Raw genomic sequence first — 26,076 nt, 5'->3', positions numbered from 1 at the left:
CCGTTATGAATGCTGGAACCGTTTGTCCGGAGCAACGATGAGCACTGTCGAACTGGGTGAGGATCTCGGCATCGAGAGCAGCACCGAGCTCAAGAACCGCCTTTCGCCCTTGGTGGCGGAAGCAGGCGAGCTGACCCTGGATGCAAGCCAGGTCGGTCGCATCCACACCGCCAGCGTGCAGGTGCTGTGTGCCTTCGTACAGGCCCGCCGCGAGGCAGGCCTGGGCACTGGCTTCCACGGTTGCACTGCAACCTTCCGTGACGCTGCACGCCTGTTGGGCGTCACCCAGGCCCTGGGCCTGGACGTAACCCATGACAACCTGAAATCTGTGGAGAACGCTGCATGAGCGCACGTATCTTGGTGGTGGACGATTCGGCGTCGATGCGCCAGATGGTTTCCTTCGCCCTCACCTCGGCCGGTTTTGCCGTCGAAGAAGCTGAAGACGGCGCGGTCGCGCTCGGACGTGCCAAGGGCCAGCGCTTCAATGCGGTGGTCACCGACGTCAACATGCCGAACATGGACGGCATCGCGCTGATCCGCGAACTGCGCCAGCTGCCCGACTACAAGTTCACGCCGATGCTGATGTTGACCACCGAGTCGGCCGCGGACAAGAAGTCCGAAGGCAAGGCCGCCGGTGCCACCGGCTGGCTGGTCAAGCCGTTCAATCCCGAACAGCTGGTCGCCACCGTGCAGAAAGTGCTGGGCTGATCGCCCCGCACTGCTCCCCCTCTTCGCTTCCGGATCGCCACTGCCATGAGCATGGACCTGCAACGCTTCCACGCCACTTTCTTCGAGGAGAGCCGCGAAGGCCTCGACGCCATGGAGGCTGGCCTGCTGGCCCTGGAATCGGGACAACAGGACGCGGAGATCATCAACTCGGTGTTCCGTGCCGCCCACTCCATCAAGGGTGGCGCAGGCACGTTCGGCTTCGATGCCATCGCCGGGTTGACCCACGTGCTGGAGACGCTGCTGGATGAGCTGCGTGCCGGCAAGCGCGCACTGGAAGGCAACGCCGTCGATGCGATGCTGTCGTCGGTGGACGTGCTGCGTGCCCTGTTGCGTGAAGCCGAGCACGGCCAGCCCGCCGATCCCGCAGCGGTTGCTGCGGTGAAGGCGCGCCTGGAATCGGTGCTGTCCGGCCAGGCACCCGCCGCCGCCGCACCTGCTGCCGCCAGCCAGGTCGACGACACGCCGGAAGCCTGGCAGATCGGCTTCGCCCCGGCGCCGTCGCTGTTCATGAGCGGCAACGACCCGCTGCGCATCATCCGCGAACTGGAACACCTGGGTTCGCTGCAGGTGGCCGCGCGCATGGATCGCCTGCCCGGCTTTGCCCAGCTCGACCCGCTCGAAGCCCACCTTGCGTGGGATCTGGGCCTGGTCGGCAAAGTGCCGCGCAGCAAGATCGAAGATACCTTCGCCTGGGTGCTGGACGACTGCGAACTGGACATCCGTCCGGCCGCACCGCCAAGCCTGGCCACGCAGGCACCGGCTGCCGCGCCGGTGGCCGCCGCCGCACCCGCCGCTGCCGCACCGACGGCCAGCACCGGCGCCAGCCAGGAAGCGGAAACCTCCATCCGCGTCAGCGTCGACAAGGTCGATGCACTGATCAACCTGGTCGGCGAACTGGTCATCACCCAGGCCATGCTCAAGCAGGTCTCGCACGCGCTGGACCCGGTCCATGCCGAGAGCCTGTTCGCTGGCCTGGACCTGCTTGAACGCAATACCCGCGACCTGCAGGAAGCGGTGATCGGCGTGCGCATGCTGCCGGTCGATGCGGTGTTCCGCCGCTTCCCGCGCCTGGTCCGCGACCTGTCCGGCCGCCTCGGCAAGCACGTGCGCCTGCGCACGATCGGCGAAGGCACCGAGCTGGACAAGGGCCTGATCGAGAAGATCGCCGATCCGCTGGTGCATCTGGTCCGCAACTCGATCGACCACGGCCTGGAAATGCCGGACGTGCGTCGCGATGCCGGCAAGGACGAGACCGGCACGATCACCCTGGCGGCCTCGCACCAGGGCGGCCACATCGTCATCGAAGTCAGCGACGACGGCCGCGGCCTGAACCGCGAGAAGATCCTGGCCAAGGCGCACGAACGCGGCCTGCCCGTGCCGGACAACCCCACCGACTCGCAGGTCTGGGACCTGATCTTCCAGCCCGGTTTCTCCACCGCCGATGCGGTCACCGACCTGTCCGGCCGCGGCGTGGGCATGGACGTGGTCCGCCGCAACATCCAGGCGCTGGGTGGCGAGGTGCAGATTGAAAGCGGCCTAGGCACCGGCACCCGCACGCTGATCCGGTTGCCGCTGACCCTGGCCATCCTCGACGGCATGACCGTGGCGGTGGCCGGCGAGACCCTGATCCTGCCGCTGGCCTACGTGCTTGAAGCACTGCAGCCGCAGCCCGACGACATCCGCAGCATGGCCGGCGAAGGCCGCGTGCTGCGCGTGCGTGGCGAATACCTGCCGATCCTGTCGCTGAGCGAGTACTACGGCTATGGGCAGCGCGCACCCGGCAGTGAATCGCTGGTGGTGGTGGTTGAAGGCGATGGCCAGAAGATCGCGCTGGAAGTGGACGAACTGGTCGGCCAGCAGCAGGTCGTGGTGAAGAACATCGAGAACAACTATCGCCGCATCGGCGGTGTCTCCGGCGCCACCATCCTCGGCGACGGCCGCGTCGCCCTGATCGTCGACATCGGTGGCCTCGTGCGTTCGCTGCGGGTGCCGCAGGCCGCCTGAGCCGCTCCACGCGCTGTGCCTGACCGCCGCCCTCCGGGGCGGCGGTTTTTGTTTGCGCGCGTGCACAACGGCGTTCCCGCTTGTACCTGACAGGGCTGCGCGCGATCCACTGTGAACTCCGTCAACGCGCACTGTGAACTCCATCGTCCGCATGGTTTCGCCTGAAACCACGATATCGATGCGAAAGCCCCGCCATGGCGTGCTTTGCGTTGCCTCCCCCTACGCCAGCGAATGTGACACAGGTCCATAAAGTCCGCCGCACGGGCGCCGCTATCTCGACATGACGGCAGTCACCGAACCCCCACCCGGCACGACCGTTCCCTCCTGCAACCACCTTTTGCCAGCGGCTCCGCCGCCGGCATTCTGCCCACCTTGGAGCACCCTGCATGAAGTGGTTCCACGATCTGCCCATCGCCCGCAAGCTGGCTGTGGGATTCACCCTGACCACCCTGATGACCGTCGTGCTGGGTGCGTTCGCCCTGCTCCGCCTGTCCGAAGCGAATGCGCAGCTCAGCGCGATGGCCTCCAACGATATTCCGTCGGTGCAGTACCTCGGCGAAGTGCGTTCGCAGCTGGGTGAATTCCGCACTTACGAACTGGCCCAGCTGAGCATGCTGGACCAGCCGGAGAAAGTGGCCGACTACAACAAGCGCATGAGCGACACCGCCAAGGTGGTGCGCGAACAGCTGGCGGCCTACGCCGCGCTGCCGGCCGGGGCCAAGGAGCGCGCGCTGTACCAGGCCGTGCAGGCCGACGTCGATGGCTACTTCGCCGCCAACACCAAGCTGCGCGAAGCTGCCACCGCAGGCGATGGTGAGGTGGCCCGGCAGATCTCCGACGAACAGTCGCGTCCGCTGCGCCGCAAGGCCTTCGAAGACCTCAAGGCACTGGGCGCTTACAGCAGCTCGCTGATGCAGGGCAAGATCGACGCCGCCAATGCCACTCACCGCAACAGCATGCTGGCCATCATCGCTGCCATCGTGCTGCTGGTCGTGGTCGCCACCACCCTGGCCGTGATCATCTCGCGCGCCGTGGTCGGTCCGCTGGGCAAGGCCGTGCATGCCATCCAGGCCGTCGCCCGCGGCGACCTCAGCCTCACCACCCAGGCCACCGGCAAGGATGAAGCGGGCCGCATGCTGGCGGCCACCGCGGAGATGACCGCGATGCTGCGTCGCTTCTCCGAGCAGACCCAGCTGATGGCACAGATGCATGCCGGCCCCGATATCAGCCACCGCATTCCGGAAGACTTCCCGGGCGTCTACGGGCAGCTTGCCGGCGGCATCAACACGGTGATCTTCGAACACCTCGATGCGATCCGCGATGCCATCGACGTGCTCAACCAGTACGCCATCGGCAACCTCGCCCCCGATGCACGCCGCCTGCCGGGCAGCCGCGCGATCCTGCACGAATCGATGGATGCGGCCAAGGCCAGCCTGCTGGCGATCAACACGCAGATCCAGCAGTTGGCGTCGGCTGCTGCCGCCGGCGATTTCAGCCAGCGTGGCGATGCACAGCGCTTCGATCACGATTTCCGCGTGATGATCGAGCAGCTGAACAGCATGATGCAGGTCGCCGACGGCAACCTTGGCCAGCTGTCGCAGCTGCTGCAGGCGATCGCCGCTGGCGACCTGACCGCACGCATGGACGGCCAGTTCCACGGCGTGTTCGCCCGCATGCGCGACGATGCCAACACCACGGTCGCCCAGCTGACCCAGATCGTCAGCCAGATCCAGGCCAGCACCTCCAGCATCACCCTGGCCGCAGGCGAAATCGCCTCGGGCAACAGCGACCTGTCGCGCCGCACCGAGCAGCAGGCGGCCAACCTGGAAGAGACCGCCGCGTCGATGGAGGAACTGACCTCCACCGTGCGCCAGAATGCCGAGCACGCACGCCAGGCCAACCAGCTCGCCATCGGTGCACATGGCGTGGCCTCGCAGGGCGGCGAAGTGGTCGGCCAGGTGGTCACCACCATGTCGGCCATCGAAGCGTCCTCGAAGAAGATCGCCGAGATCATTTCGGTCATCGACGGCATCGCCTTCCAGACCAACATCCTGGCGCTGAACGCTGCGGTCGAAGCTGCCCGTGCCGGTGAACAGGGCCGTGGTTTTGCCGTGGTCGCCAGCGAAGTGCGTACCCTCGCTCAGCGTTCGGCCGCCGCTGCCAAGGAGATCAAGGGCCTGATCGACGAATCGGTCGGCAAGGTCGCCGAAGGCTCCAGCCTGGTCCACCAGGCCGGCAGCACCATGGGCGAGATCGTCGCCTCGGTGCAGCGCGTGACCGACATCATGGCCGAGATTTCCGCCGCCTCGCAGGAACAGTCGGCCGGCATCGAACAGGTCAACCAGACCGTGGTGCAGATGGACGAAACCACCCAGCAGAACGCCGCGCTGGTGGAAGAAGCCACTGCTGCAGCGCGGGCGATGGAAGACCAGGCCGCGCAGCTGGGCGAGGCCGTTGCACGCTTCCGCCTGGCCGCACCGAGTGCAGGCACTGCGCTGCCGCGTGCAGCGATGGCCACGACCGGCAGTGCTCCGCGCAAAGCGGCGCCCGCCCCCATCGCGACGCCATCGCGCGTGCGCAAGCCCGTTGCGCAGCCAGCACTGGCCGGCGACGGCGACTGGCAGGAGTTCTGACAGCAGCATCGGGGTGGCCCCGCGCCACCCCGACAGCGGACAGGTGGCGCCGGGCCATGCCCGGCCCCAGCCTCGAACTTGCCCTGCGGCTTCCGGCATGGCACAACGAAGCCGTCGAACGCGTCCGGTGCTACATAAATCCGCACCGCAGCCGATACTTCTTTCGAGCCACGCGCCCACACGCGTTGGCGCCCGCCCCTGACCACAGATTCCATGTCCGACGGCCACGACACTGCACCGCCCGAAGTCCATGCGGCCGACGCCGCCGACGATCGCTTTCTGGTCCGCAATCCGCGCCAGGTGCGGCAGCTGCTGCGCTCCCTGATCGAGCAGCGATCACTGATCAACGCCCATATCGACGGGCGTGATCGCTCCTTCCCGACCGCCCTGCTCGAACTGGACGACGACGAGGACATCCTGCTGCTCGATGGCAGCCCGCAGGAAGCCTCCAACCGCGCCGCCGAACAGGCCGACCACCTGCTTTGTTTCGCCCAGCTGGAACGGGTAATGGTGCGTTTCCGCCTGCACGACCTGCAGCGCGTGGACAACGAAGGCCACGTCGCCTTCCGGGCACCGTTCCCCGAGGAGCTGGTGCACCTGCAGCGGCGTGAAATGTACCGGCTGGAGACCCCCATCACCGATTCACCGCAGTTGTTGCTGCCGCCGGGCGAGGCTCGCGCCGAAGCGTTGTCGATGCGGGTGGTGGACATCAGTGGCGGCGGCCTGGCGGTGACCGTGCCCGTCGATTGCGCGATCTTCAGCCTGCAGCAGCGCTACCGGGCACAGCTGTCGATGCCCGATGGCCCGGACCTGCAGATCGACCTTGTGGTCTGCAACCTGCTGCCGCAACGCCTGCCCAACGGAACCGAGGTCAAGCGCGTCGGCATGCGCTTCGACGAACTGCCCCGCGGTGGCGACAGCGCCATCCAGCGCTACATCTTCCGCATCGACCGCCAGCGCAAGGCACGCCGCAACGGCGAGCTCTGACATCCCCATTTCGGGATCTGCCGGCCAGCGGCCGGCACTACCCATCCCCAGTAGATCCACGCCATGCGTGGATGCGGCGATCGCCGGCCCATGCAGGCCCCAGTAGATCCACGCCATGCGTTCATACGGGCCCCAGTAGATCCACGCCATGCGTGGATGGATACCTAAAGTCCCCCATTACGGGGCCGATATCGAGCCTGACACCGGCACTTCCGGCAGAACCAGGACCCCTCGATGAACGACAAGAACAGCTCCGCCGCCGGCGCCGATGGCGAATTCCTCAGCTTCACCCTCGGTGCCGAGCACTACGGCGTGGACATCCTCAAGGTGCAGGAAATCCGTGGCTACGACGCCGTCACCCGCGTCCCCGATGCCCCGGATTACATCAAGGGTGTCATCAACCTGCGCGGCACCATCGTGCCGGTGATCGACCTGCGCCTGAAGCTGCGCCTGGAAGATGCCCGCTACGACGCCTTCACCGTGATGATCGTGCTCAACGTGGAAGACCGCGTGGTCGGCATCGTGGTCGACAGCGTCTCCGACGTGATCCCGCTGTCGGCCGAGCAGATCCGCCCGACCCCGGAATTCGGTGCAGCCGTGGATACCCGCTTCATCTCCGGCATCGGCACCCACGATGACCGCATGCTGATCCTGCTGGATATCGAAACCCTGCTGGACAGCGCCGACATGGGCCAGACCAACGTCGTCGAAGACGCTGCCGCCTGATCAAACGGACCTTCTTCACGTTTCTGTTACGCAGCCCTTCAGTTCCCCCCATCCACGCCGATAGGGGGACAGAAGCCGGTCGCGCAGGAACGCGCCAAGGCCGGATCCACCATCACCATCCCCGGAGAATCACCCCGATGAAGTCCCTGCTTGCGTTCGTTTCGGCTGCCGTCCTGGCCACCACCGCTTCCTCCGCCTTCGCGCAGTCGGCCGAGATGATTCCGCCGGAGATGGCACCGCGCGCCGTCGGCAAGGACGGCATGGTCTGCGGCAAGGTCGAAAAGGCCCGCTTCGCAGAAGGTTCCGAAGGCCAGCCGACCTTCCTGTACATGGGCGGCGCCTTCCCGCGCCACACCTTCTCGGCCCGTATCGCCGGCGAGAACCGCGGCAAGTTCTCCTTCCCGCTGGAAACCCTGGAAGGCAAGACCGTGTGCGTGATCGGCAAGATCCAGCGCGATGCGTCGCGTGCGGAAATCGAAGTCAGCTCGCCGTCCAGCCTGAAGCTGGCCAACATCAAGTAATCCGCTGTCCGTCAGACCGCGCCGGCCAGCGTGCCGGCGTGGCTGTTGCAACCGGGCCCCGCGCCCGGCCGCGTCTGCCTTAGGAGATCGCAACGCCCATGCCGTGGATCAACAACCTGAAACTGATGCCGAAGCTCATGCTGACCTTCGGTGTCCTCTTGCTGGTGATGCTGCTGCAGGGCATCGTCGCCTACCGTGGCCTGCATTCGCTGAACAACGTCACCACCGAGCTGGCCGGTTCACGCATGGAAAGCATCCGCATGGCCGGCGAGATGCGCGGCATGCTCGGCGAGTATCGCAACAGCGCCTACCAGCAGCTGATCCGCGCCAGCGACGACGTCAAGGCAGACGCCCGCAAGCAGGCCGCCGAACTGCGCACCAGCATGGACACGTCGATCAAGGACTATCCGAAGCTGGTCGACAACGCACAGCAGAAGAAGCTGTTCGATACCTTCGCCAAGGACTGGAAGGACGCGCTGGCCTCCTATGACAGCGTCACCGAGATGCTGGAGCTGGACCTGCCCGACGACGCGATCGATACCTTCGTCGGCGAGACCCGCACCAAGCACCGCAAGGCGGGCGCCGCGCTTGAAGCGCTGATCGCCGAAGACAACCGCCTCGCCCGCGCCTCGCGCGACGAAGCCGCCTCCACCTACTCCGCCTCGGCCGTGCTGACCGTCATCGCCCTGCTCGGCGGCGCCGCACTCGGCCTGGTGCTGGTGTGGCTGTTCGCCCGCGCCCTGGTCGGCAGCGTGCGTGGCGCCGTTTCGGTTGCCAACGACGTCGCCGGTGGCAAGCTCGATGGCCATATCGACGTCAGCCGCCAGGACGAAGTGGGCGAACTGATGCAGGCCATGCAGCGCATGCAGCGCGACCTGCGCGAGCGCACCGAAACCGACCAGGCCATCGCCCGCGAGAACCTGCGCATCCGCACCGCGCTGGATTACAGCTCGACCGGCGTCTACCTGACCGATCCCAGCAACACCATCGTCTACAGCAACCGCGCCCTGCAGCAGACCCTGGCCCAGTACCAGGACGAGCTGCGCCGCGACCTGCCGGACTTCGACGTCCACGCCTCGCTGGTCGGCAAGCCGGTCACCGTGCTCGAGCACCGTGGCGAGATGGACAACACGCTGCTGGCCAACCTCAAGCAGCATGGCGTTGCCCGCCGCCCGATGCAGTACGGCGATGCCCAGTTCGCCCAGGTCGTGTCGACCATCCGCAACGAAGACGGCGACACCGTCGGCTACGTGGTGGAATGGCGCGACCGTACCCAGGAAGCACAGGTCGAGGCCGAAGTGGCACGGGTGATCGCCCAGGCCGCCGCCGGTGACCTGTCCGGCCGCATCGATGCCAACGACAAGGAAGGCTTCTTCCTGCAGCTGGCCCAGCAGATCAATGGCCTGCTGGACGCCAACTCGGGCAGCATCGAACAGATTTCCGGCCTGCTCGCCGCGCTGTCGCAGGGTGACCTGACCGTGCGCATGCACGGTGACTACCAGGGCGTGTTCGCCCGCATGCGCGACGATGCCAACGCTACCGCCGCACAGCTGAGCGAGATCGTCACCCGCATCAAGCAGTCCAGCCGCGCGATCAGCTCGGCCGCCGGTGAAATCGCCTCGGGCAACAGCGACCTGTCGCGCCGTACCGAGCAGCAGGCGGCCAACCTGGAAGAAACTGCCGCCTCGATGGAAGAACTGACCTCCACCGTGCGCCAGAACGCCGAACACGCACGCCAGGCCAACCAGCTCGCCATCGGCGCGCACGGCGTGGCTTCGCAGGGCGGTGAAGTGGTCGGCCAGGTGGTCACCACCATGTCGGCCATCCAGGCCTCGTCGAAGAAGATTGCGGAGATCATTTCGGTCATCGACGGTATCGCCTTCCAGACCAACATCCTGGCGCTGAACGCCGCGGTGGAAGCCGCCCGTGCCGGCGAACAGGGCCGTGGCTTCGCCGTGGTCGCCAGCGAAGTGCGCACCCTCGCCCAACGCTCGGCAGCCGCCGCCAAGGAGATCAAGGGCTTGATCGACGACTCGGTCGGCAAGGTCAACGACGGCTCGGCGCTGGTGCACAAGGCCGGCGCCACCATGGGCGAGATCGTCGCCTCGGTGCAGCGCGTGACCGACATCATGTCCGAGATCTCCGCTGCTTCGCAGGAGCAGAGCGCCGGCATCGAGCAGGTCAATCAGACCGTGGTGCAGATGGACGAAACCACCCAGCAGAACGCCGCGCTGGTGGAAGAAGCCACCGCCGCCGCACGGGCGATGGAAGAACAGGCAGGTCATCTCAGCGAGGCGGTATCGATCTTCGTGGTCGACGAAGCCGAAGTCGTGGTCGCCACGCGCACGCCGGCACCGCGTGCTGCCGCACCGGCTCATCGTGCTGCTGCACCGGCCGCCCCGGCACCGGTCGCGCCGCCGGCCCGTCGCACCGCTGGCGGCCGCCCGATGGCCACCGAACTGGCCGATGGAGACTGGCAGGAGTTCTGATGCCTGCCTGACCTGACGTACGAAGACGCCCTGGCCCTGCGCCGGGGCGTTTTTGTTTCCGGAGTATCTGACTATCCAGCCAACGGCGAAGCCCCTCGGGGTGGTCGCTCGAAGCCCTGGGCTGCTGAGGGTTGGCCGTGAGGGTGGGCTGCGCAGGGGACGCCGTGAATACGTCCCTGTAGGCTCGGGCGCGCCATCCATGGCGCTTACGCCCCTGCGCAACCCACCCTCCCGGCCACGGACACTTTCCGTGCGCGTCCACCCCGGATTGAAGAAAGAAGAGCAAGAGCAACAGCCGCACCGCTTCCGGGGTCAGATCCGTTTTCCGCAGGAAAACGGATCTGACCCCCTTCCCACTTGGAAACCCAACGCTCTTGCCGTCCGCCATTGGAATGCCGGATGAGTCGTGCGGGGATGGGCTGGCGGGACCGTTGGCGCCATGGATGGCGCCATCGAGCCCCCATGGATGGGTTTACGGCGTGTCCCGCCAGCCCATCCCCGCACGGCTCCCTCTCAACATCGCAGAGCCGACCAACCGCTGTTGCTGTTGCTGTTGCTGTTGCTGCTGCTGTTGCCTTAAAAGCCTGCCGCAGGCAGCGCCGCAGCCGCCGCTGCAAGAAAATCTGAATACGTTCGAACAGCCCACCTCAATCCCCCGCCCCCGCGGCCGATAACGGTCATGTCACCGCTGCTCCCGACCAGCACCGGCGCCTCCACCCACCACGACCCGGGTACTGCTCGATGAATCTCCTGCATCGCTGGCAACACTACTTCAGCAATCTCTCCGTCCGACGCAAGCTCAATCTGCTCACGCTGCTGATCGCGCTGGGCGTGATCGCGCTCTCGGTGATCGCTGCCCGCATGCAGTACCTGGACCTGACCGATACCCGCAAGTCTTCGCTGAAGACCCAGGTCGAACTGAGCTACGGCATCCTCGACCACTACCATCGCCTCGCCGGAACCGGAGAGCTCAGCGAAGAGGCTGCAAAGGCCGCCGCGCTGCAGGCGCTGGAGGTCATGCGCGCGCACAACGACACCTACTACTACAACATCTACGACACCGGCTATCACGTGCTCATGCACCCGTTCCGCAAGGATCTGGTGGGCAAGGACATGAAGGATTTCCGTACCGGCGATGGCATCCGCATCTACTACGACCAGATCGAAGCGGCCAAGGCCGGCGGCGGCTTCGTCGCCTACCGCTGGGCCAAGCCCGGCGAGAAGGGCGAGGTCGAAAAGGTCGCCTATGCCGGCATGTTCAAGCCCTGGAACTGGGTGGTCAGCAGCGGCGTCTACATGGATGACGTGCAGCAGCAGGCACTGGTCTTCACCGCCATCATGACCCTGGCCGGCGGCGTACTGGTGCTGATCGTGCTGGCGTTGAGCTGGGTCATCGGCAACCGCATCGCGCGACCGCTGAAGCAGGCCACCGCCGTGGCTGAAGGCATCGCCGGCGGCAAGCTGGACAGCCACATCGGCCCGCAGCCGCATGACGAACCCGGTCGCCTGCTCGAAGCGATGTCACGCATGCAGCAGCAGCTGCACGCGGTCATCAGTGGCCAGCGCGAAATGGCACGCCGTCACGATGAAGGTGAACTCAGCTACCGCATCGACGCCAGCGCCTTCCCCGGCGAGTACGGGCTGATGGTGCAGGAAACCAATGTCCTGGTCGGCAGCCACGTGCAGACCCTGCACGATGTACTGAACGTGGTGCAGCAGTACGCCGTCGGCGACCTCAGCGGCGACATCGCCCGCTACCCAGGCGAAAAGGCGGCGATGACCACCACCGTCGACACGGTCAAGGCCAACCTCGGCCGCATCAATGCCGAGATCAAGCAGCTGGCCAGTGCTGCAGCTGCGGGTGACTTCAGCCAGCGCGGCGACGCACAGCGCTTCGATCACGATTTCCGCACCATGCTGGAAAACCTCAACGCCATGATGGCGGTCAGTGATGACAACCTCGGCAAGCTCTCGCAGCTGCTGTCGTCCATCGCCGACGGCGACTTGACCGCCCGCATGCACGGTGACTACCAGGGCGTGTTCGCGCGCATGCGTGACGATGCCAACGCCACGGTCAGCCAGCTGACCCAGATCGTTGGCCAGATCCAGCTCAGTGCTTCCAGCATCACTTTGTCGGCCGGCGAAATAGCCTCGGGCAACAGCGACCTGTCGCGTCGCACCGAACAGCAGGCGGCCAATCTGGAAGAAACCGCCGCGTCGATGGAGGAACTGACCTCCACCGTGCGCCAGAACGCCGAACACGCGCGCCAGGCCAACCAGCTTGCCATCGGTGCGCACGGCGTGGCCTCGCAGGGCGGCAGCGTCGTTGGCCAGGTGGTCACCACCATGTCGGCCATCGAAGCGTCCTCGAAGAAGATCGCCGAGATCATTTCGGTCATCGATGGCATCGCCTTCCAGACCAACATCCTGGCACTGAACGCTGCGGTCGAAGCCGCCCGTGCCGGCGAACAGGGCCGCGGTTTCGCTGTGGTCGCCAGCGAAGTGCGTACCCTCGCCCAGCGCTCGGCCGCCGCCGCCAAGGAGATCAAGGGGCTGATCGACGAATCGGTCGGCAAGGTCGCCGAAGGCTCCAGCCTGGTCCACCAGGCCGGCAGCACCATGGGCGAGATCGTCGCCTCGGTGCAGCGCGTCACCGACATCATGGCCGAGATTTCCGCCGCCTCGCAGGAACAGTCGGCCGGCATCGAGCAGGTCAACCAGACCGTGGTGCAGATGGACGAAACCACCCAGCAGAACGCCGCGCTGGTGGAAGAAGCCACTGCTGCAGCGCGGGCGATGGAGGAACAGGCCGCGCAGCTGGCCGACGCCGTGGCGATCTTCCGCCTCGACAACCAGGTTGCCGTCGCAGTGAAGGCGGTGACCGCCAAGGTCGCGCCGAAGGCCGCCAGTCCTGCGCCTTCGCGGCCGTTGTCGACGCCCGCACCGATCCGCCGTACCCACTCCAGCGCCGTCGTCTCCAACGACGGCGACTGGCAGGAATTCTGATCCTCGCGGCGGCTGCGGCCGCCGCCCCGCCGATGGACACGTCACCCGTGCAGAGCCCTACCCCCATCGTCAGCGGTACGCGCGAATTCGAGTTCGCCGACCGTGATTTCCGCCGCGTCTGCGACCTGATCTACCAGCGCGTGGGCATCGCCCTCGCCCCAGCCAAGCGCGACATGGTGTACGGACGCCTGTCGCGTCGGCTGCGCACGCTGGGCATGCGCAGTTTCCAGCAGTACCTGGATCACCTGGAACAGGGCGATGGTGACGAGTGGCAGGCATTCACCAATGCGCTGACCACCAATCTCACCGCGTTCTTCCGCGAGCCGCACCATTTCGACAAGCTGCGCGAGGAGCTGCAGCAGCGCAACGGCCGCGGCCCGCTGCTGCTGTGGTCGTGCGCCGCCTCCACCGGTGAAGAGCCCTACTCGATGGCGATCACCGCCTGCGAAGCGTTCGGCACTCTGAAGCCACCGGTGCGCATTGTCGCCACCGACGTCGATACCCAGGTCCTGGCCACCGCCGGGCGCGGTGTCTACAACATCGACCGTGTTGCTGGCCTCGATCCAGACCTGCGTCGCCGCTACTTCCAGCGTGGCAGCGGTCCCAACGAAGGCCAGTGCCGCGTGCTGCCGGCGCTGCGCGAGCTGATCGAGTTCCGCCCATTGAACCTGCTGGCACCGCGCTATGACGTCGGCGGTCCGTTCGACGCACTGTTCTGCCGCAACGTGATGATCTACTTCGACAAGCCGACCCAGCGCGCGATTCTTGGCCGCCTGGTCAACCACCTGGCCGACGACGGCCTGCTCTACACCGGCCACTCGGAGAACTACCTGCACGCCGCCGATCTGATCCAGCCCTGCGGCCGTACCCTGTACCGGCGCGCGCAGGGAGCCAGCGCATGAATGCTTCGCTGCGCACCGATGATGTGATGCGCTACCAGGACGCACGCTTCAAGACCATCGCCGCCAAGCTGCTGCCGACCCAGTACCTGGTGGTGGATGACACCACTGCGCTGACCACGACCCTCGGCTCCTGCGTGGCGGCATGCCTGCGCGACCCGGTGCTGAAGATCGGCGGCATGAACCACTTCCTGCTGCCCGAGGGCAACGCCGGCGACGGCGCGCCCGCACGCTATGGCAGCTATGCGATGGAACTGCTGATCAACGACATGCTCAAGCGCGGCGCCCACCGCAAGCGCATCGAGGCGAAGGTGTTCGGCGGTGCCAACGTGCTGAAGGGCTTCACCAGCAATCCGGTAGGCACGCGCAACGCCGAGTTCGTGCGTCAGTACCTGCAGGCCGAGCACATCCCGATCCTCGCCGAAGACCTGTGCGGCATCCACCCGCGCAAGATCTGGTTCTTCGCCGATACCGGCCGCGTCGTCGTGCAACGCCTGCCGCATGCACACGAAGCCGAAGTGGCCGCGACCGAATCGGCCGTGCGCGCACGCCTGTCCAAGGCCCCGGTCACCGGTGGCGTGGAGCTGTTCGAATGACCCTGACCGGCAACGCCCCCTGCCGGGTCCTGATCGTCGACGATTCTGCCGTCGTGCGGCAGATGCTCACCGAAATCCTGTCCAGCGATCCGGCCATCGATGTAGTCGGTACTGCCGCCGACCCGCTGCTGGCCCGCGAGAAGATCAAACGCCTGGCTCCGGACGTGATCACCCTGGACGTGGAAATGCCACGCATGGATGGCCTGGCGTTCCTGGAAAACCTGATGCGCCTGCACCCGCTGCCGGTGGTGATGATCTCTTCGCTGACCGAACGCGGTGCCGATACCACCCTGCAGGCGCTGGGGCTGGGCGCGGTGGACTTCGTCTCCAAGCCCAAGCTTGATGTAGCCCGCGGCCTGCAGGCCTATGCCGATGAAATCATCGCCAAGGTGAAGATGGCTGCGCGCTCACGGGTACGCCCGCTGGTGCGCGTGGCTGCACCGAAACTCACGCTGGACGCCGCCCCTGCCGTGCGTCCGGCAGCAACGCAGTTCCGCACCACCGACCGTCTGATCGCCATCGGCTCGTCGGCCGGTGGTACCGAAGCACTGCGTGTGGTGCTGGAAGGCATGCCCGCCGACGGCCCCGCAGTGGTGATGACCCAGCACCTGCCCGCCAGTTTCAGCACCGCCTTCGCCGAGCGTCTGGACCGCCATTCGGCGATGGCCGTACGCGAAGCCAGCGATGGCGAAGCGGTGCTGCCCGGCCACGCGTACCTGCCGCCCGGCGGCAAGCACCTGCGGATCATCCGCGACGGTGCGCGCTGGCGCTGTCGGGTCGACGACGGTCCGGCGGTAAACCGGCACAAGCCGGCGGTGGACGTGCTGTTCCGTTCGGTGGCGCAGGCCGCAGGTGGCAATGCCATCGGCGCCATCCTCACCGGCATGGGCGATGACGGCGCACGCGGCCTGCTGGAAATGCGCCAGGCCGGCGCCCCGACGCTGGTGCAGGACGAGGCCACCAGCGTGGTCTGGGGCATGCCCGGCGCAGCGTTCAAACTTGGCGCGGCCGAGGAACAGGTACCGCTGGAGCGCATTGCCGAGCGTTTGCTGGCGCTGGCACGCGGCTGATGGGACGGCTGTAGAGCCGAGCCCATGCTCGGCTGCTTTTCGGGCCCCGCTCCGGCAAGCCGAGCATGGGCTAGGCTCTGCCGGCCATCACGCAACAAAAAACTTCGGCATTCACCGGGGTTCTTCGGTTCAACGGGCTGCCCGCATCTGTGCTTTGATAGCCGTATTGCACAAGGAATGCTGCGCATGATCACAGGGATATGGAAGGCCGTGCTGACGGCCACACTGCTGTCACTGCCACTGGCACCCGCCGTCGCCAGTGGTGATCTGTTCTACTTCCAGGCCAAGCAGGGTGATGTGTTCTTCATGCTGATGCTGGTGGGGCGCGAAGACCCCGGCGCGGTGAGCGTCAGCTGGAAAGGCGCGTCGATCCCGAAGTATCCGAACGTTCATCGCCGCTACTACATCGAATTCGACCGCGCAAAGCGCCAGGCCTACGTGCGTCCGCTTACCCGTGATGGACTGCCCTGGTTCGAGATGGACGTCTCCGGCGGCCGGGGCAATGTGCTCTTTGCCGGGAAGCGCCTTCAAGGCACTGCCGACTGGACCATCCAGTAGCAGACAACCCTCGGAATGCGCCCGTGGTTCTCCGCTTCAACTGCCTGCCGGGCAATGCCCGGCACCGCCACATCACGCAGTCGCAGTCGCAGTTACGGTCCCGACACCGTGATCCGCACCTTTCCGCGCACCGGTACGCCATCCCTGCTGGCGGCGTTGTAGTTCCATCGATACGCCGCCTCCACGGCCGCCGCATCCAGCGCCGCCGATCCACTGCCGCGCGCGATCTCCACAGCATACGGGCGGCCCTGCTCGTCTACGTCCACCAGCAGCGTGGCCGCACCAGCTCCGCGCTCGGGTGGCTGATGGTTCTCAAGCTGCACGGGATGCTGCCGCTGCGAGTCGGCATCGACCGAGGCGTAGGTTTCCACCTTTTCGGCTGTCTCAGACCTTGACGCGTTGGCCCGGGCGATCTCCAGGAACTGTTCCTGCAGCAGGAACACCCTGCGCTCGTCAGCGCTCATCCGCGTATCGGCAGACGCTTCATCGGCCCGCACATCCTGCTGCGCGATTGCAGCCGGTGCCATGGCCCAGCCCGCCATCATCGCTGCCAGCGCTACCCAGTGTCGTCGATCCGCCAACATCCATGTCCTCCTGAAAAAGCAGGTCGAAGTCTAACGCGCAGCCAGCGCCGCTGGCGCCCACAAAAAAACCCCCGGCTTTCACCGGGGGTTCTTCGTTTACATCATCAACCGATCAGCAGGATCAGGCAGCGACCGTGTTGGCCACGTCCTGGTATTCCTCGATCTGGTCAAAGTTCATGTAGCGGTAGATCTCCGCGCCGCTGGCGGCGATCACGCCCACATCGGCCATGTACTCTTCCTTGGTCGGAATGCGGCCCAGGCGCGAGCAGATCGCGGCCAGTTCCGCCGAACCCAGGTACACGTTGGTGTTGCGGCCCAGACGGTTCGGGAAGTTGCGGGTCGAGGTCGACATCGCGGTGGAGCCTTCGCGGATCTGCGCCTGGTTGCCCATGCACAGCGAGCAGCCCGGCATTTCCATGCGTGCGCCGGTGGCGCCGAAGGTGCCGTACACGCCTTCCTTGGTCAGCTCGGACGCATCCATCTTGGTCGGCGGGGCCACCCACAGGCGGGTCGGCAGGTCGCGCTTGCCTTCCAGCAGCTTCGCAGCGGCACGGAAGTGACCGATGTTGGTCATGCACGAACCGATGAACACTTCGTCGATCTTCGCACCAGCGACTTCGGACAGGGTCTTCACGTCGTCCGGGTCGTTCGGGCAGGCCACGATCGGCTCGTGGATGTCGGCCAGGTCGATCTCGATGACGGCGGCGTACTCGGCGTCGGCATCCGGCTCCAGCAGCTCCGGGTTGGCCAGCCACGCTTCCATCTTCTCGATGCGACGCTGCAGCGAACGCGGATCCTGGTAACCCTCGGCGATCATCCACTTCAGCAGCGTGATGTTGCTGGTCAGGTACTCGATGATCGGTTCCTTGTTCAGGCGCACCGAGCAGCCGGCAGCCGAACGCTCGGCCGAGGCATCGGACAGTTCGAATGCCTGTTCGACCTTCAGTTCCGGCAGGCCTTCGATCTCCAGGATGCGACCGGAGAAGATGTTCTTCTTGCCAGCCTTGGCCACGGTCAGCAGGCCCGACTTGATCGCGTACAGCGGGATCGCGTTGACCAGGTCACGCAGGGTCACGCCCGGCTGCATCTTGCCCTTGAAACGCACAAGCACCGACTCCGGCATGTCCAGCGGCATGACGCCGGTGGCAGCGGCGAAGGCAACCAGGCCCGAACCGGCCGGGAACGAAATGCCCACCGGGAAACGGGTGTGCGAGTCACCACCGGTGCCGACGGTGTCCGGCAGCAGCATGCGGTTGAGCCAGCTGTGGATCACGCCGTCACCCGGACGCAGCGAGATGCCTCCGCGGGTGGAGATGAATTCCGGCAGGGTGTGGTGGGTCTTGACGTCCACCGGCTTCGGGTAGGCCGCGGTGTGGCAGAACGACTGCATCACCAGGTCGGCCGAGAAGCCCAGGCAGGCCAGGTCCTTCAGCTCGTCGCGGGTCATCGGGCCGGTGGTGTCCTGCGAGCCCACCGAGGTCATCTTCGGTTCGCAGTAGGTGCCCGGGCGCATACCCTGCCCTTCGGCCAGGCCACAGGCGCGGCCGACCATCTTCTGTGCCAGCGAGAAGCCCTTGCCGGTATCGGCCGGCTGCACCGGCAGGCGGAACAGGTCGGTCGGGGCCAGGCCCAGCGCTTCACGCGCCTTGCCGGTCAGGCCACGGCCGATGATCAGCGGAATGCGGCCACCGGCACGCACTTCGTCGAACAGTACTTCGGACTTGACCTGGAACTCGGCGATCACTTCGCCGTTCTTCAGCGCCTTGCCGTCGTACGGACGCAGCTCGACCACATCGCCGTGCTCCATCTTCGACACGTCCAGCTCGATCGGCAGCGCGCCGGCATCTTCCATGGTGTTGTAGAAGATCGGTGCGATCTTCGAACCCAGGCAGACGCCACCGGCGCGCTTGTTCGGGATGTACGGAATGTCATCACCGGTCCACCACAGCACGCTGTTGGTGGCCGACTTGCGCGAAGAACCGGTGCCGACCACGTCGCCGACATAGGCCACCAGGTGGCCCTTGTCCTTCAGCGACAGGATCTGCTGGATCGGGCCACGCTTGCCGTCTTCTTCCGGGGTGAACGCTGCATCGTCACGCTTGTTCTTCAGCATCGCCAGGGCGTGCATCGGAATGTCCGGGCGGGTGGTCGCGTCCGGTGCCGGCGACAGGTCGTCGGTATTGGTTTCGCCCGGCACCTTGAACACGGTGACGGTCAGGCTCTGCGGCACTTCCGGGTTGCTGGTGAACCACTCGGCATCGGCCCAGCTCTGCATCACGGACTGGGCGTTGGCGTTGCCGGCCTTGGCCTTTTCCTGCACGTCGTGGAAGGCGTCGAACACCAGCAGGGTCTTCTTCAGCGCGTCGGCAGCGATGGCGCCGACGCTGGCGTCGTCCAGCAGCTGCACCAGCGGCGCGACGTTGTAGCCGCCCAGCATGGTGCCCAGCAGTTCGGTGGCGCGCTCGCGGCTGATCAGCGGGTTCTGCTCGCTGCCCAGTGCGATCGCGGCCAGGTACGAGGCCTTGACCTTGGCAGCGTCATCGACGCCGGCCGGCACCCGGTGGGTCAGCAGGTCGAGCAGGAACTCGGCCTCGCCCTGCGGCGGGTTCTTCAGCAGTTCGATGACATCGGCCGTCTGCTGCGCGGTCAGCGGCAGGGGCGGGATGCCAAGCGCAGCGCGCTCGGCGACGTGGTGGCGGTAGGCTTCCAACATGACAACTCCCGGGTAATGCGTGAGGTGAATAAAAAGTGGGCTCAGGCTTGCGGCACGATCAGCTTCAGGCCCTTGAAGTAGTCGCGATAAAACGTGTCGTTCCAGGTGATCAGGCCATCGCACTGCAGCAGGGCGTGGGCACCGATCATGAATTCGTCCAGGCCACGGCGCTGGCCGCTGCCGCGCTGGCGATGGCGGCGGTGCATTTCACCGGCGCGCAGTGCCGATTTGGCTTCCAGCGCGTTGAAGTGCACGCCCATTTCTTCCAGCGCTTCCAGTACCTCGGCACCGCCGCGCAGGGCGGCGCAGATCTCGGCCAGGGTGGCGCCGCAGACCACCACGCGGCCGCCGACCAGGCTCTGCCGCAGGCAGGCTTCCACCGCATCGGCCTGCGGGCCGTTGCTGAGCAGTTCGACCAGCACCGGTGAATCGACGGCGATCATCACCGCTTACTCCTCGTCGCGCAGGTCGCGCACGGCCGCGTCGGCCGATTCGAAGCCGTCCAGCGAGAACTTGCCGCGGGCGCGGGAGATCGCATCGTCCACGCTCTTGCGCAGGATGATCCGGCTGCCTTCCAGCTCCACCTTCAGCAAGGTGCCCTTGGTCAGGCCCAGCGCATCACGCACTGCCTTGGGCAGGGTGATCTGTCCGCGTTCAGCAACGGTGGCTTCCATGGGGTACGCCTCAAAAAGTATGTATGAATTATACATACCCGTCGCATCCGGAACAAACCACCTGATATGTGACCTTCATCCCGCGTCAGTCGCATCCGGGGGTTAGACTCCCTCGGCAGCCCTGCTGCGCTCCGGCTGGACGCCCCCGGCGCTCCTACCGCACCTATCCGCTCCATAAATAAGGAAGTTTCATGCGCGCTCTCACTCTTGCCCTGATGCTGGCTGCCCCGTTGGCCCTGTCGGTCCCGGCGGCCCACGCCTTCAACCCGTTCGGTGCCTACGTAACCGGCACCGAGATCACCCCGGCGCAGATGGACGCGGCGGAGATCGGCAAGACCACCCAGAAGCAGGTCAGCGAGGCCTTTGGTGCACCCAATCGCCGCGAGCAGCTGGGCGACACCCAGGTCTGGTACTACGACTTCACCAAGATCAAGAGCTTCGGCAAGAACATCAACGAATCGACCGTCTTCGAATTCAACAAGGCCGGCGTGCTGACCGCCAAGTCCAAGAGCAACGGCACCAGTGGCGCCAAGACCGGCAACCCGCTGCTGGATGCCGCCAACGGCAAGTAACTCCTGCAGCCGATGCATTCCTGGACGGGGCGCCCATGAGCGCCCCGTCTGCGTGCGGGCCGGCGCAAAAACGATGGGTACGCTGACACGAAGGCTACACACATCGCTGTAACCTTGCGTTCCAAGCCTGCCGGGTCATTGCCGGGCGCTGGATCGCCGATACTGGGCAGGATCCGGGGCCGGAGTGCCACCGGCAAACGCAAGCAGGCCCGCCCATGCGGGCCACTGCAAGCCATCCGCAAGAGGAGTCATCCCGCATGAGCGATTCGTTCTCCACCCGCAGCCAGCTGGACGTCGGCGGCAAGACCTACGACTACTTCAGCCTGCCCAAGCTGGGCCAGCGCTTCGACATCTCCCACCTGCCCTACTCGATGAAGATCCTGCTGGAGAATCTGCTCCGGCACGAGGATGGCGGCGTCACCGTCGGCAAGGATCACATCGAGGCCGTCGCCCGCTGGCAGCCCAGCGCAGAGCCCGACACCGAAATCGCCTTCATGCCCGCACGCGTGGTGCTGCAGGACTTCACCGGCGTGCCCTGCGTGGTCGACCTGGCCGCGATGCGCGATGCCGTGGTCAAGCTGGGCGGTCGCCCCGAACAGATCAATCCGCTGATCCCCTCCGAACTGGTCATCGACCACTCGGTGCAGGTGGATGTGTTCGGCAAGCCCGACGCACTGGACCTCAACGGCAAGATCGAGTTCCAGCGCAACCAGGAACGCTACGGCTTCCTGCGCTGGGGCCAGAAGGCCTTCGACAACTTCAAGGTGGTGCCGCCCAACACCGGCATCGTCCACCAGGTCAACCTGGAAAACCTGGCCCGCGTGGTGATGACCGCGGACAAGGACGGCAAGGCCATCGCCTACCCCGATACCGTGTTCGGCACCGACAGCCACACCACGATGATCAACGGCATCGGCGTGCTCGGCTGGGGCGTGGGCGGCATCGAGGCAGAAGCAGCCATGCTCGGCCAGCCCTCGTCGATGCTGATTCCGCAGGTGGTCGGCTTCAAGCTGACCGGCAAGCTGCCCGAAGGCGCCACCGCCACCGACCTGGTGCTGACCGTCACCCAGATGCTGCGCAAGCTCGGCGTGGTCGGCAAGTTCGTCGAGTTCTATGGCGACGGCCTGCAGCACCTGCCACTGGCCGACCGCGCGACCATCGGCAACATGGCCCCGGAATACGGCGCCACCTGCGGCATCTTCCCGATCGACAACGAATCGCTGACCTACCTGCGCCTGTCCGGCCGCAGCGAAGAGCAGATCGCCCTGGTCGAAGCCTATGCCAAGGCGCAGGGCCTGTGGCACGACGCCAACAGCCCGCATGCGCAGTACAGCACCACGCTGGAACTGGACATGGGCACGGTGAAGCCCTCGCTGGCCGGCCCCAAGCGCCCGCAGGACCGCGTGCTGCTGGAAGACGTGCAGAAGAACTACCGCGACGCGCTGGTCGGCATGACCGCCAACCGTGACAAGCGCAGCGAGGATGTCTCCACCTTCGTCAATGAAGGCGGCGGCGCCGCCGTGGGCAACGAGCAGTTGGCCAAGGGCTACGCCGACATCGAAATGGACGGCAGGAAGGTGCGGCTGAAGGATGGCGCGGTGGTCATCGCCGCCATCACCTCGTGTACCAACACCTCCAACCCGGCGGTGATGATCGGCGCCGGCCTGCTGGCCCGCAACGCGGCCGCCAAGGGCCTGGATCGCAAGCCATGGGTCAAGACCTCGCTCGGCCCAGGCTCGCGTGTGGTCACCGACTATCTGGAAAAGGCCGGTGTACTCACCGAGCTGGAAAAGATCGGCTTCTATGTGGTCGGCTATGGCTGCACCACCTGCATCGGCAACTCCGGCCCGCTGCCGACCGAAGTCAGCGCCGGCATCGCCAGTGGTGATCTGGTGGTGACCTCGGTGCTGTCGGGCAATCGCAACTTCGAGGGCCGCGTGCACCCCGAAGTGAAGATGAACTACCTGGCCAGCCCGCCGCTGGTGGTGGCCTACGCCATCGCCGGCACCACCGACATCGACCTGACCACCGAGCCGCTGGGCACCGGCAGCGATGGCCAGCCGGTGTACCTGCGCGACATCTGGCCGAGCAACAAGGAAATCGGCGACGTCATCGCCGCTACCGTCGGCCCGGAGATGTTCAAGCAGAACTACGCCGACGTGTTCAAGGGCGATACCCGCTGGAACACCATCGCCTCGCCGGACGGTGATCTGTACGAATGGAGCGACGCCTCCACCTACATCAAGAACCCGCCGTACTTCGACGGCATGACCATGCAGGTCGGCACCATCGATGACGTGCACGGCGCGCGGGTGATGGGCCTGTTCGGCGATTCGATCACCACCGACCACATCTCCCCGGCCGGCAACATCAAGAAGGATTCGCCGGCAGGCCGCTTCCTGCAGGAGCGCGGCGTGCAGCCGGCCGACTTCAACAGCTACGGCAGCCGCCGCGGCAACGATGACGTGATGGTCCGCGGCACCTTCGCCAACATCCGCATCAAGAACCTGATGTTCGGTGGCGAAGAAGGCGGCAACACCCTGTACTACCCGGCCAACGGCGGCCAGCCGGAAAAGCTGGCGATCTACGATGCCGCCATGAAGTACAAGGCCGACAAGGTGCCGCTGGTGGTGCTGGCCGGCAAGGAATACGGCACCGGTTCCTCGCGCGACTGGGCCGCCAAGGGCACCCTGCTGCTGGGCGTGAAGGCGGTCATCGCCGAGAGCTTCGAACGCATCCATCGTTCGAACCTGGTCGGCATGGGCGTGCTGCCGCTGCAGTTCCGCAACGGCGAAAACGCACAGTCGCTGGGCCTGGATGGTTCGGAAGTGATCGATGTCACCGGCCTGCAGGATGGCGCCAGCAAGCGCGCCACGGTCACCGCGACCAAGGCTGATGGCACGAAGAAGACCTTCGAAGCCTCGGTGATGCTGCTGACCCCGAAGGAAGTGGAGTACTTCCGCCACGGCGGCCTGCTGCAGTACGTACTGCGCCAGCTGGCTGCGCGTTGATCGATCGCACTGCATAGGTAGAGCCAGGCCATGCCTGGCTGCTGTCAGCGGAAAGACGAAAGGGCCGGATCCTCGCAGATCCGGCCCTTTGCTTTACACGTTATGGGCGCACAGCAAACAGATGCCACGCGGTCCGCTGCGGGGGCCCATGCGCATCCAGAAAGCCCAGCCCCTCTTCCCACAGCGTGTGCCCGTCGGCCGCATCGACATTGATGACCTGCACCACCATCACACCTCCCGCATGCGGGGTGTCCTCCATGCGGTAGCAGACCGCCCCCTGGCCATTGCGATACAGGTTGAACTGGAATCCCGACGGGCACTGCACGCCGGTCACCTGATAGCCGCTGACCACTCCACTGTCCATGGTATTCATGTGGATCGAGTAGAGCGCCAGCCCGCCCGCATGCGGAGCCAGCTGCAGGCGCACCGGCGCGGTTTCACCCAGCACCAGCACCGGGAAATCCAGCTGCACAGGAGGGGCGGCCACCGCCGCCGGCAGGCAGCAAAGGGAGAAAATCAGGGAAACAACCAGGGTACGGACCATCGCGCGACTCCTTCAGAAGCATGTCGAGCGATGATTGCAGTCGGCAGGTACGGCTGTCTTTCAGAGAACGACGAAATCCTCATCACCCACCCTTATCGCCGCGGTGCATCCGGGTCGGTACGCAGCGCCTTCAACAGGCCCCACATATAGAACGCCAGGATGAACGAGAACGGCAGGCCGCACAGCACCACCGCTGTCTGCATCGCGCTGAAGTTGCCGGCCAGCAGCAGGCCGACGCTGGCCACGGTGATGCCCGCCGCCCAGAACACGCGCAGCCAGATCGGCGCGTCATGCCCATCCTCCACGCCATCGTCGACACGCCGGGTGCACAGGTTGGCGATCATCAGCGTGCCCGAATCGACCGGGGTCAGGAACAACACGAAACCGATCACCACCGCCGCGCCGGCGATGTACGGCGCTGCAGGCAGATACTCCAGCAGCTTGAACAGGGTCATCGCCGCATCATGCTGGGCCACTTCGCCCAGTGCCGCCTGGCCGTGGTTCAGCACCAGGTCGATGGCGGTGTTGCCGAAGATCGACAGCCACGCCAGGGTGAAGCCGAGAGGGATCAGCAGCACGCCCATAATCACTTCGCGGATGGTGCGGCCGCGCGAGATGCGCGCCACGAACAGGCCCACGAACGGCGCCCAGGCAATCCACCACGCCCAGTAGAACAGCGTCCACGAGCCCATCCACTCACGCCCCTTCGGGTCATTGAGGTACATGTCGAAGCTCTTGCGCACGAACGCGCCCAGATAGTCGCCGGTGTTCTGCACCAGGCCGTCGAACAGATGCAGGGTCGGCCCGGTTACCAGCACGAACAGCAGCAACAGGCACAGCAGGCGCACGTTGAGGTTGGACAACCAGGCGATGCCCTTCTCCACACCGGCAACGACGCCGATGGTGGCCACGACCATCATCACCAGCACGATCGCCACCAGCACCTGCGGCGTATCCGGGATGTGGAACAGGTAGACCAGGCCGGACTGCACCACCAGCGCACCGATGCCGAGGTTGGTAACCATCGAGATCAGCGTCGCCAGGATGCCGAAGCCATCGACCATGTCACCGATGCGGCCATGGATGCGCTCGCCGAAGATCGGGTACAGCGCCGAACGCAGCGCCAGCGGCAGGTTGCGTCGATAGGCAAAGTAGCCCAGCGCCACGCCGACCAGCGCGTACAGCGCCCAACCGTGCAGGCCCCAGTGCAGGAAGGTCAGCACCATCGCTTCGCGGCCGGCCGCAACCGTGCCGCCGGGCTGCCCGGGCGGGTTGAGGAAATGGTCCAGCGGCTCGTAGGCGCCGTAGTACAGCAGCGCGATGCCGATGCCGGCCGAGAACAGCATCGACACCCAGGCCACGTAGCCGAAGGCGGGCGACTCCTCGTTATGACCCAGGCGGATGCGGCCATACGGCGAGAACGCCAGCCACAGCACGAAACCCAGGCAGGCCACGATCAACAGCATGTACCACCAGCCGAACGCCGCCGAGACCTCGGCCTGCGCCCATTGCAGCCAGTGCTCGCTGGCCTGCGGGAAGAACACGGTCAACGCACCGAGGATGCCGATGGAGACCGACGAACTGAAGAACACGAAACGGTTCAAGCGCAGGGGCGAGCGCTTGGGATGAGCCAGGGAAGACATGGGGTCGTCTCATCAGTCCAGGGGGGCACATGGGCGGGGCCGGACCGGAAACCGGGCCCATGGCGTGGGGGCGCGACCGGCATCGTAGGGTTTATTGATTGAACGTTCAATCAATAA

The 26,076-nt window shown here is 65.8% G+C and carries 21 protein-coding genes; 15 read left to right on the top strand and 6 right to left on the bottom strand.

Translation table 11 applies throughout. The features are described 5' to 3' along the window. Positions 1-37: 37 nt before the first annotated feature. From CR156_RS08180 to CR156_RS08120, 13 genes are all read left to right on the top strand, one after another. A complete protein-coding gene (locus CR156_RS08180; RefSeq protein WP_100465280.1) occupies positions 38-346 on the top strand; it encodes an STAS domain-containing protein in 309 nt (102 codons plus the stop codon). Beyond that, a complete protein-coding gene (locus CR156_RS08175) occupies positions 343-708 on the top strand; it encodes a response regulator (RefSeq protein WP_025878971.1) in 366 nt (121 codons plus the stop codon). Before CR156_RS08180 ends, CR156_RS08175 begins: the two co-directional genes overlap by 4 nt. A 45-nt stretch (positions 709-753) precedes the next feature. Further along, the gene (locus CR156_RS08170; protein WP_100552463.1) at positions 754-2,733 is read left to right on the top strand and encodes a chemotaxis protein CheA; all 1,980 of its coding nucleotides are present in this window, start codon (positions 754-756) and stop codon (positions 2,731-2,733) included. 386 nt (positions 2,734-3,119) lie between these two features. Next, on the top strand, positions 3,120-5,366 hold the full coding sequence (locus tag CR156_RS08165; protein ID WP_100552462.1) for a methyl-accepting chemotaxis protein: 2,247 nt from the start codon (positions 3,120-3,122) through the stop codon (positions 5,364-5,366). A gap of 213 nt (positions 5,367-5,579) precedes the next feature. After that, the gene (locus CR156_RS08160; RefSeq protein WP_100552461.1) at positions 5,580-6,353 is read left to right on the top strand and encodes a flagellar brake protein; all 774 of its coding nucleotides are present in this window, start codon (positions 5,580-5,582) and stop codon (positions 6,351-6,353) included. Positions 6,354-6,587: 234 nt separating this feature from the next. Next, complete coding sequence (locus tag CR156_RS08155; protein ID WP_025878967.1) at positions 6,588-7,079, top strand: chemotaxis protein CheW; 492 nt, start codon at positions 6,588-6,590, stop codon at positions 7,077-7,079. A 137-nt stretch (positions 7,080-7,216) separates the two neighbouring features. Continuing rightward, positions 7,217-7,600 (top strand): hypothetical protein, encoded by a 384-nt coding sequence (locus tag CR156_RS08150; RefSeq protein WP_025878966.1) that lies wholly within the window; start codon positions 7,217-7,219, stop codon positions 7,598-7,600. Positions 7,601-7,698: 98 nt separating this feature from the next. Further along, positions 7,699-10,089: a methyl-accepting chemotaxis protein gene (locus tag CR156_RS08145; RefSeq protein ID WP_100552460.1), complete on the top strand. Its 2,391-nt coding sequence runs from the start codon at positions 7,699-7,701 to the stop codon at positions 10,087-10,089. A gap of 741 nt (positions 10,090-10,830) precedes the next feature. Next, positions 10,831-13,095 (top strand): methyl-accepting chemotaxis protein, encoded by a 2,265-nt coding sequence (locus CR156_RS08140; RefSeq protein WP_100552459.1) that lies wholly within the window; start codon positions 10,831-10,833, stop codon positions 13,093-13,095. A gap of 32 nt (positions 13,096-13,127) precedes the next feature. After that, entirely contained in the window at positions 13,128-13,997 is an 870-nt protein-coding gene (locus CR156_RS08135) for a CheR family methyltransferase (RefSeq protein WP_099818374.1), read from the top strand. Then, the gene (cheD, locus tag CR156_RS08130; RefSeq protein WP_025878962.1) at positions 13,994-14,590 is read left to right on the top strand and encodes a chemoreceptor glutamine deamidase CheD; all 597 of its coding nucleotides are present in this window, start codon (positions 13,994-13,996) and stop codon (positions 14,588-14,590) included. The genes CR156_RS08135 and cheD overlap by 4 nt, the downstream gene beginning before the upstream one ends. Further along, positions 14,587-15,660 carry a protein-glutamate methylesterase/protein-glutamine glutaminase gene (locus CR156_RS08125; protein ID WP_100552458.1) on the top strand — a complete coding sequence of 358 codons (1,074 nt, stop codon included), beginning with the start codon at positions 14,587-14,589 and terminating at the stop codon, positions 15,658-15,660. Before cheD ends, CR156_RS08125 begins: the two co-directional genes overlap by 4 nt. A gap of 186 nt (positions 15,661-15,846) precedes the next feature. After that, on the top strand, positions 15,847-16,218 hold the full coding sequence (locus tag CR156_RS08120) for a hypothetical protein (RefSeq protein ID WP_133120067.1): 372 nt from the start codon (positions 15,847-15,849) through the stop codon (positions 16,216-16,218). A gap of 92 nt (positions 16,219-16,310) precedes the next feature. On the opposite strand, the gene CR156_RS08115 is transcribed toward CR156_RS08120, so the two are convergent. The 4 genes from CR156_RS08115 to CR156_RS08100 form a co-directional block, all read right to left on the bottom strand. Continuing rightward, positions 16,311-16,802 carry a TonB family protein gene (locus CR156_RS08115; protein ID WP_100552456.1) on the bottom strand — a complete coding sequence of 164 codons (492 nt, stop codon included), beginning with the start codon at positions 16,800-16,802 and terminating at the stop codon, positions 16,311-16,313. A 121-nt stretch (positions 16,803-16,923) separates the two neighbouring features. Continuing rightward, entirely contained in the window at positions 16,924-19,515 is a 2,592-nt protein-coding gene (acnB, locus tag CR156_RS08110) for a bifunctional aconitate hydratase 2/2-methylisocitrate dehydratase (RefSeq protein WP_100552455.1), read from the bottom strand. Positions 19,516-19,556: 41 nt separating this feature from the next. Next, on the bottom strand, positions 19,557-19,958 hold the full coding sequence (locus CR156_RS08105) for a type II toxin-antitoxin system VapC family toxin (RefSeq protein WP_089240966.1): 402 nt from the start codon (positions 19,956-19,958) through the stop codon (positions 19,557-19,559). Positions 19,959-19,964: 6 nt separating this feature from the next. Further along, entirely contained in the window at positions 19,965-20,189 is a 225-nt protein-coding gene (locus CR156_RS08100; protein ID WP_025878955.1) for an AbrB/MazE/SpoVT family DNA-binding domain-containing protein, read from the bottom strand. Positions 20,190-20,380: 191 nt separating this feature from the next. Here CR156_RS08100 and bamE point away from each other — a divergent pair, with 191 nt between their 5' ends. After that, entirely contained in the window at positions 20,381-20,761 is a 381-nt protein-coding gene (gene bamE / locus CR156_RS08095) for an outer membrane protein assembly factor BamE domain-containing protein (RefSeq protein WP_100552454.1), read from the top strand. A 257-nt stretch (positions 20,762-21,018) separates the two neighbouring features. Further along, positions 21,019-23,772 carry an aconitate hydratase AcnA gene (gene acnA / locus CR156_RS08090; protein WP_100552453.1) on the top strand — a complete coding sequence of 918 codons (2,754 nt, stop codon included), beginning with the start codon at positions 21,019-21,021 and terminating at the stop codon, positions 23,770-23,772. Between the two features lie 100 nt (positions 23,773-23,872). Here the strand turns inward: acnA and CR156_RS08085 are convergent, their stop codons facing one another. Further along, entirely contained in the window at positions 23,873-24,316 is a 444-nt protein-coding gene (locus CR156_RS08085; protein ID WP_223880084.1) for a hypothetical protein, read from the bottom strand. 92 nt (positions 24,317-24,408) lie between these two features. Further along, positions 24,409-25,959: a BCCT family transporter gene (locus CR156_RS08080; RefSeq protein ID WP_089240960.1), complete on the bottom strand. Its 1,551-nt coding sequence runs from the start codon at positions 25,957-25,959 to the stop codon at positions 24,409-24,411. Between the last annotated feature and the right edge of the window lie 117 nt (positions 25,960-26,076).

The sequence above is a fragment of the Stenotrophomonas lactitubi genome (genome assembly GCF_002803515.1).
Lineage (GTDB): Bacteria > Pseudomonadota > Gammaproteobacteria > Xanthomonadales > Xanthomonadaceae > Stenotrophomonas > Stenotrophomonas lactitubi.
Note: the sequence above shows the minus strand (reverse complement) of the source record. Positions and strands in the feature narration are given on the sequence as shown.

What these genes read in the sequence shown, in the direction of transcription:
- CR156_RS08180 (WP_100465280.1), top strand. Translation starts at nt 38, where the DNA reads ATGAGCACTGTCGAACTGGGTGAGGATCTCGGCATCGAGAGCAGCACC.
- CR156_RS08175 (WP_025878971.1), top strand. Translation starts at nt 343, where the DNA reads ATGAGCGCACGTATCTTGGTGGTGGACGATTCGGCGTCGATGCGCCAG.
- CR156_RS08170 (WP_100552463.1), top strand. Translation starts at nt 754, where the DNA reads ATGAGCATGGACCTGCAACGCTTCCACGCCACTTTCTTCGAGGAGAGC.
- CR156_RS08165 (WP_100552462.1), top strand. Translation starts at nt 3,120, where the DNA reads ATGAAGTGGTTCCACGATCTGCCCATCGCCCGCAAGCTGGCTGTGGGA.
- CR156_RS08160 (WP_100552461.1), top strand. Translation starts at nt 5,580, where the DNA reads ATGTCCGACGGCCACGACACTGCACCGCCCGAAGTCCATGCGGCCGAC.
- CR156_RS08155 (WP_025878967.1), top strand. Translation starts at nt 6,588, where the DNA reads ATGAACGACAAGAACAGCTCCGCCGCCGGCGCCGATGGCGAATTCCTC.
- CR156_RS08150 (WP_025878966.1), top strand. Translation starts at nt 7,217, where the DNA reads ATGAAGTCCCTGCTTGCGTTCGTTTCGGCTGCCGTCCTGGCCACCACC.
- CR156_RS08145 (WP_100552460.1), top strand. Translation starts at nt 7,699, where the DNA reads ATGCCGTGGATCAACAACCTGAAACTGATGCCGAAGCTCATGCTGACC.
- CR156_RS08140 (WP_100552459.1), top strand. Translation starts at nt 10,831, where the DNA reads ATGAATCTCCTGCATCGCTGGCAACACTACTTCAGCAATCTCTCCGTC.
- CR156_RS08135 (WP_099818374.1), top strand. Translation starts at nt 13,128, where the DNA reads ATGGACACGTCACCCGTGCAGAGCCCTACCCCCATCGTCAGCGGTACG.
- cheD (WP_025878962.1), top strand. Translation starts at nt 13,994, where the DNA reads ATGAATGCTTCGCTGCGCACCGATGATGTGATGCGCTACCAGGACGCA.
- CR156_RS08125 (WP_100552458.1), top strand. Translation starts at nt 14,587, where the DNA reads ATGACCCTGACCGGCAACGCCCCCTGCCGGGTCCTGATCGTCGACGAT.
- CR156_RS08120 (WP_133120067.1), top strand. Translation starts at nt 15,847, where the DNA reads ATGATCACAGGGATATGGAAGGCCGTGCTGACGGCCACACTGCTGTCA.
- CR156_RS08115 (WP_100552456.1), bottom strand. Translation starts at nt 16,802, where the DNA reads ATGTTGGCGGATCGACGACACTGGGTAGCGCTGGCAGCGATGATGGCG.
- acnB (WP_100552455.1), bottom strand. Translation starts at nt 19,515, where the DNA reads ATGTTGGAAGCCTACCGCCACCACGTCGCCGAGCGCGCTGCGCTTGGC.
- CR156_RS08105 (WP_089240966.1), bottom strand. Translation starts at nt 19,958, where the DNA reads ATGATCGCCGTCGATTCACCGGTGCTGGTCGAACTGCTCAGCAACGGC.
- CR156_RS08100 (WP_025878955.1), bottom strand. Translation starts at nt 20,189, where the DNA reads ATGGAAGCCACCGTTGCTGAACGCGGACAGATCACCCTGCCCAAGGCA.
- bamE (WP_100552454.1), top strand. Translation starts at nt 20,381, where the DNA reads ATGCGCGCTCTCACTCTTGCCCTGATGCTGGCTGCCCCGTTGGCCCTG.
- acnA (WP_100552453.1), top strand. Translation starts at nt 21,019, where the DNA reads ATGAGCGATTCGTTCTCCACCCGCAGCCAGCTGGACGTCGGCGGCAAG.
- CR156_RS08085 (WP_223880084.1), bottom strand. Translation starts at nt 24,316, where the DNA reads ATGGTCCGTACCCTGGTTGTTTCCCTGATTTTCTCCCTTTGCTGCCTG.
- CR156_RS08080 (WP_089240960.1), bottom strand. Translation starts at nt 25,959, where the DNA reads ATGTCTTCCCTGGCTCATCCCAAGCGCTCGCCCCTGCGCTTGAACCGT.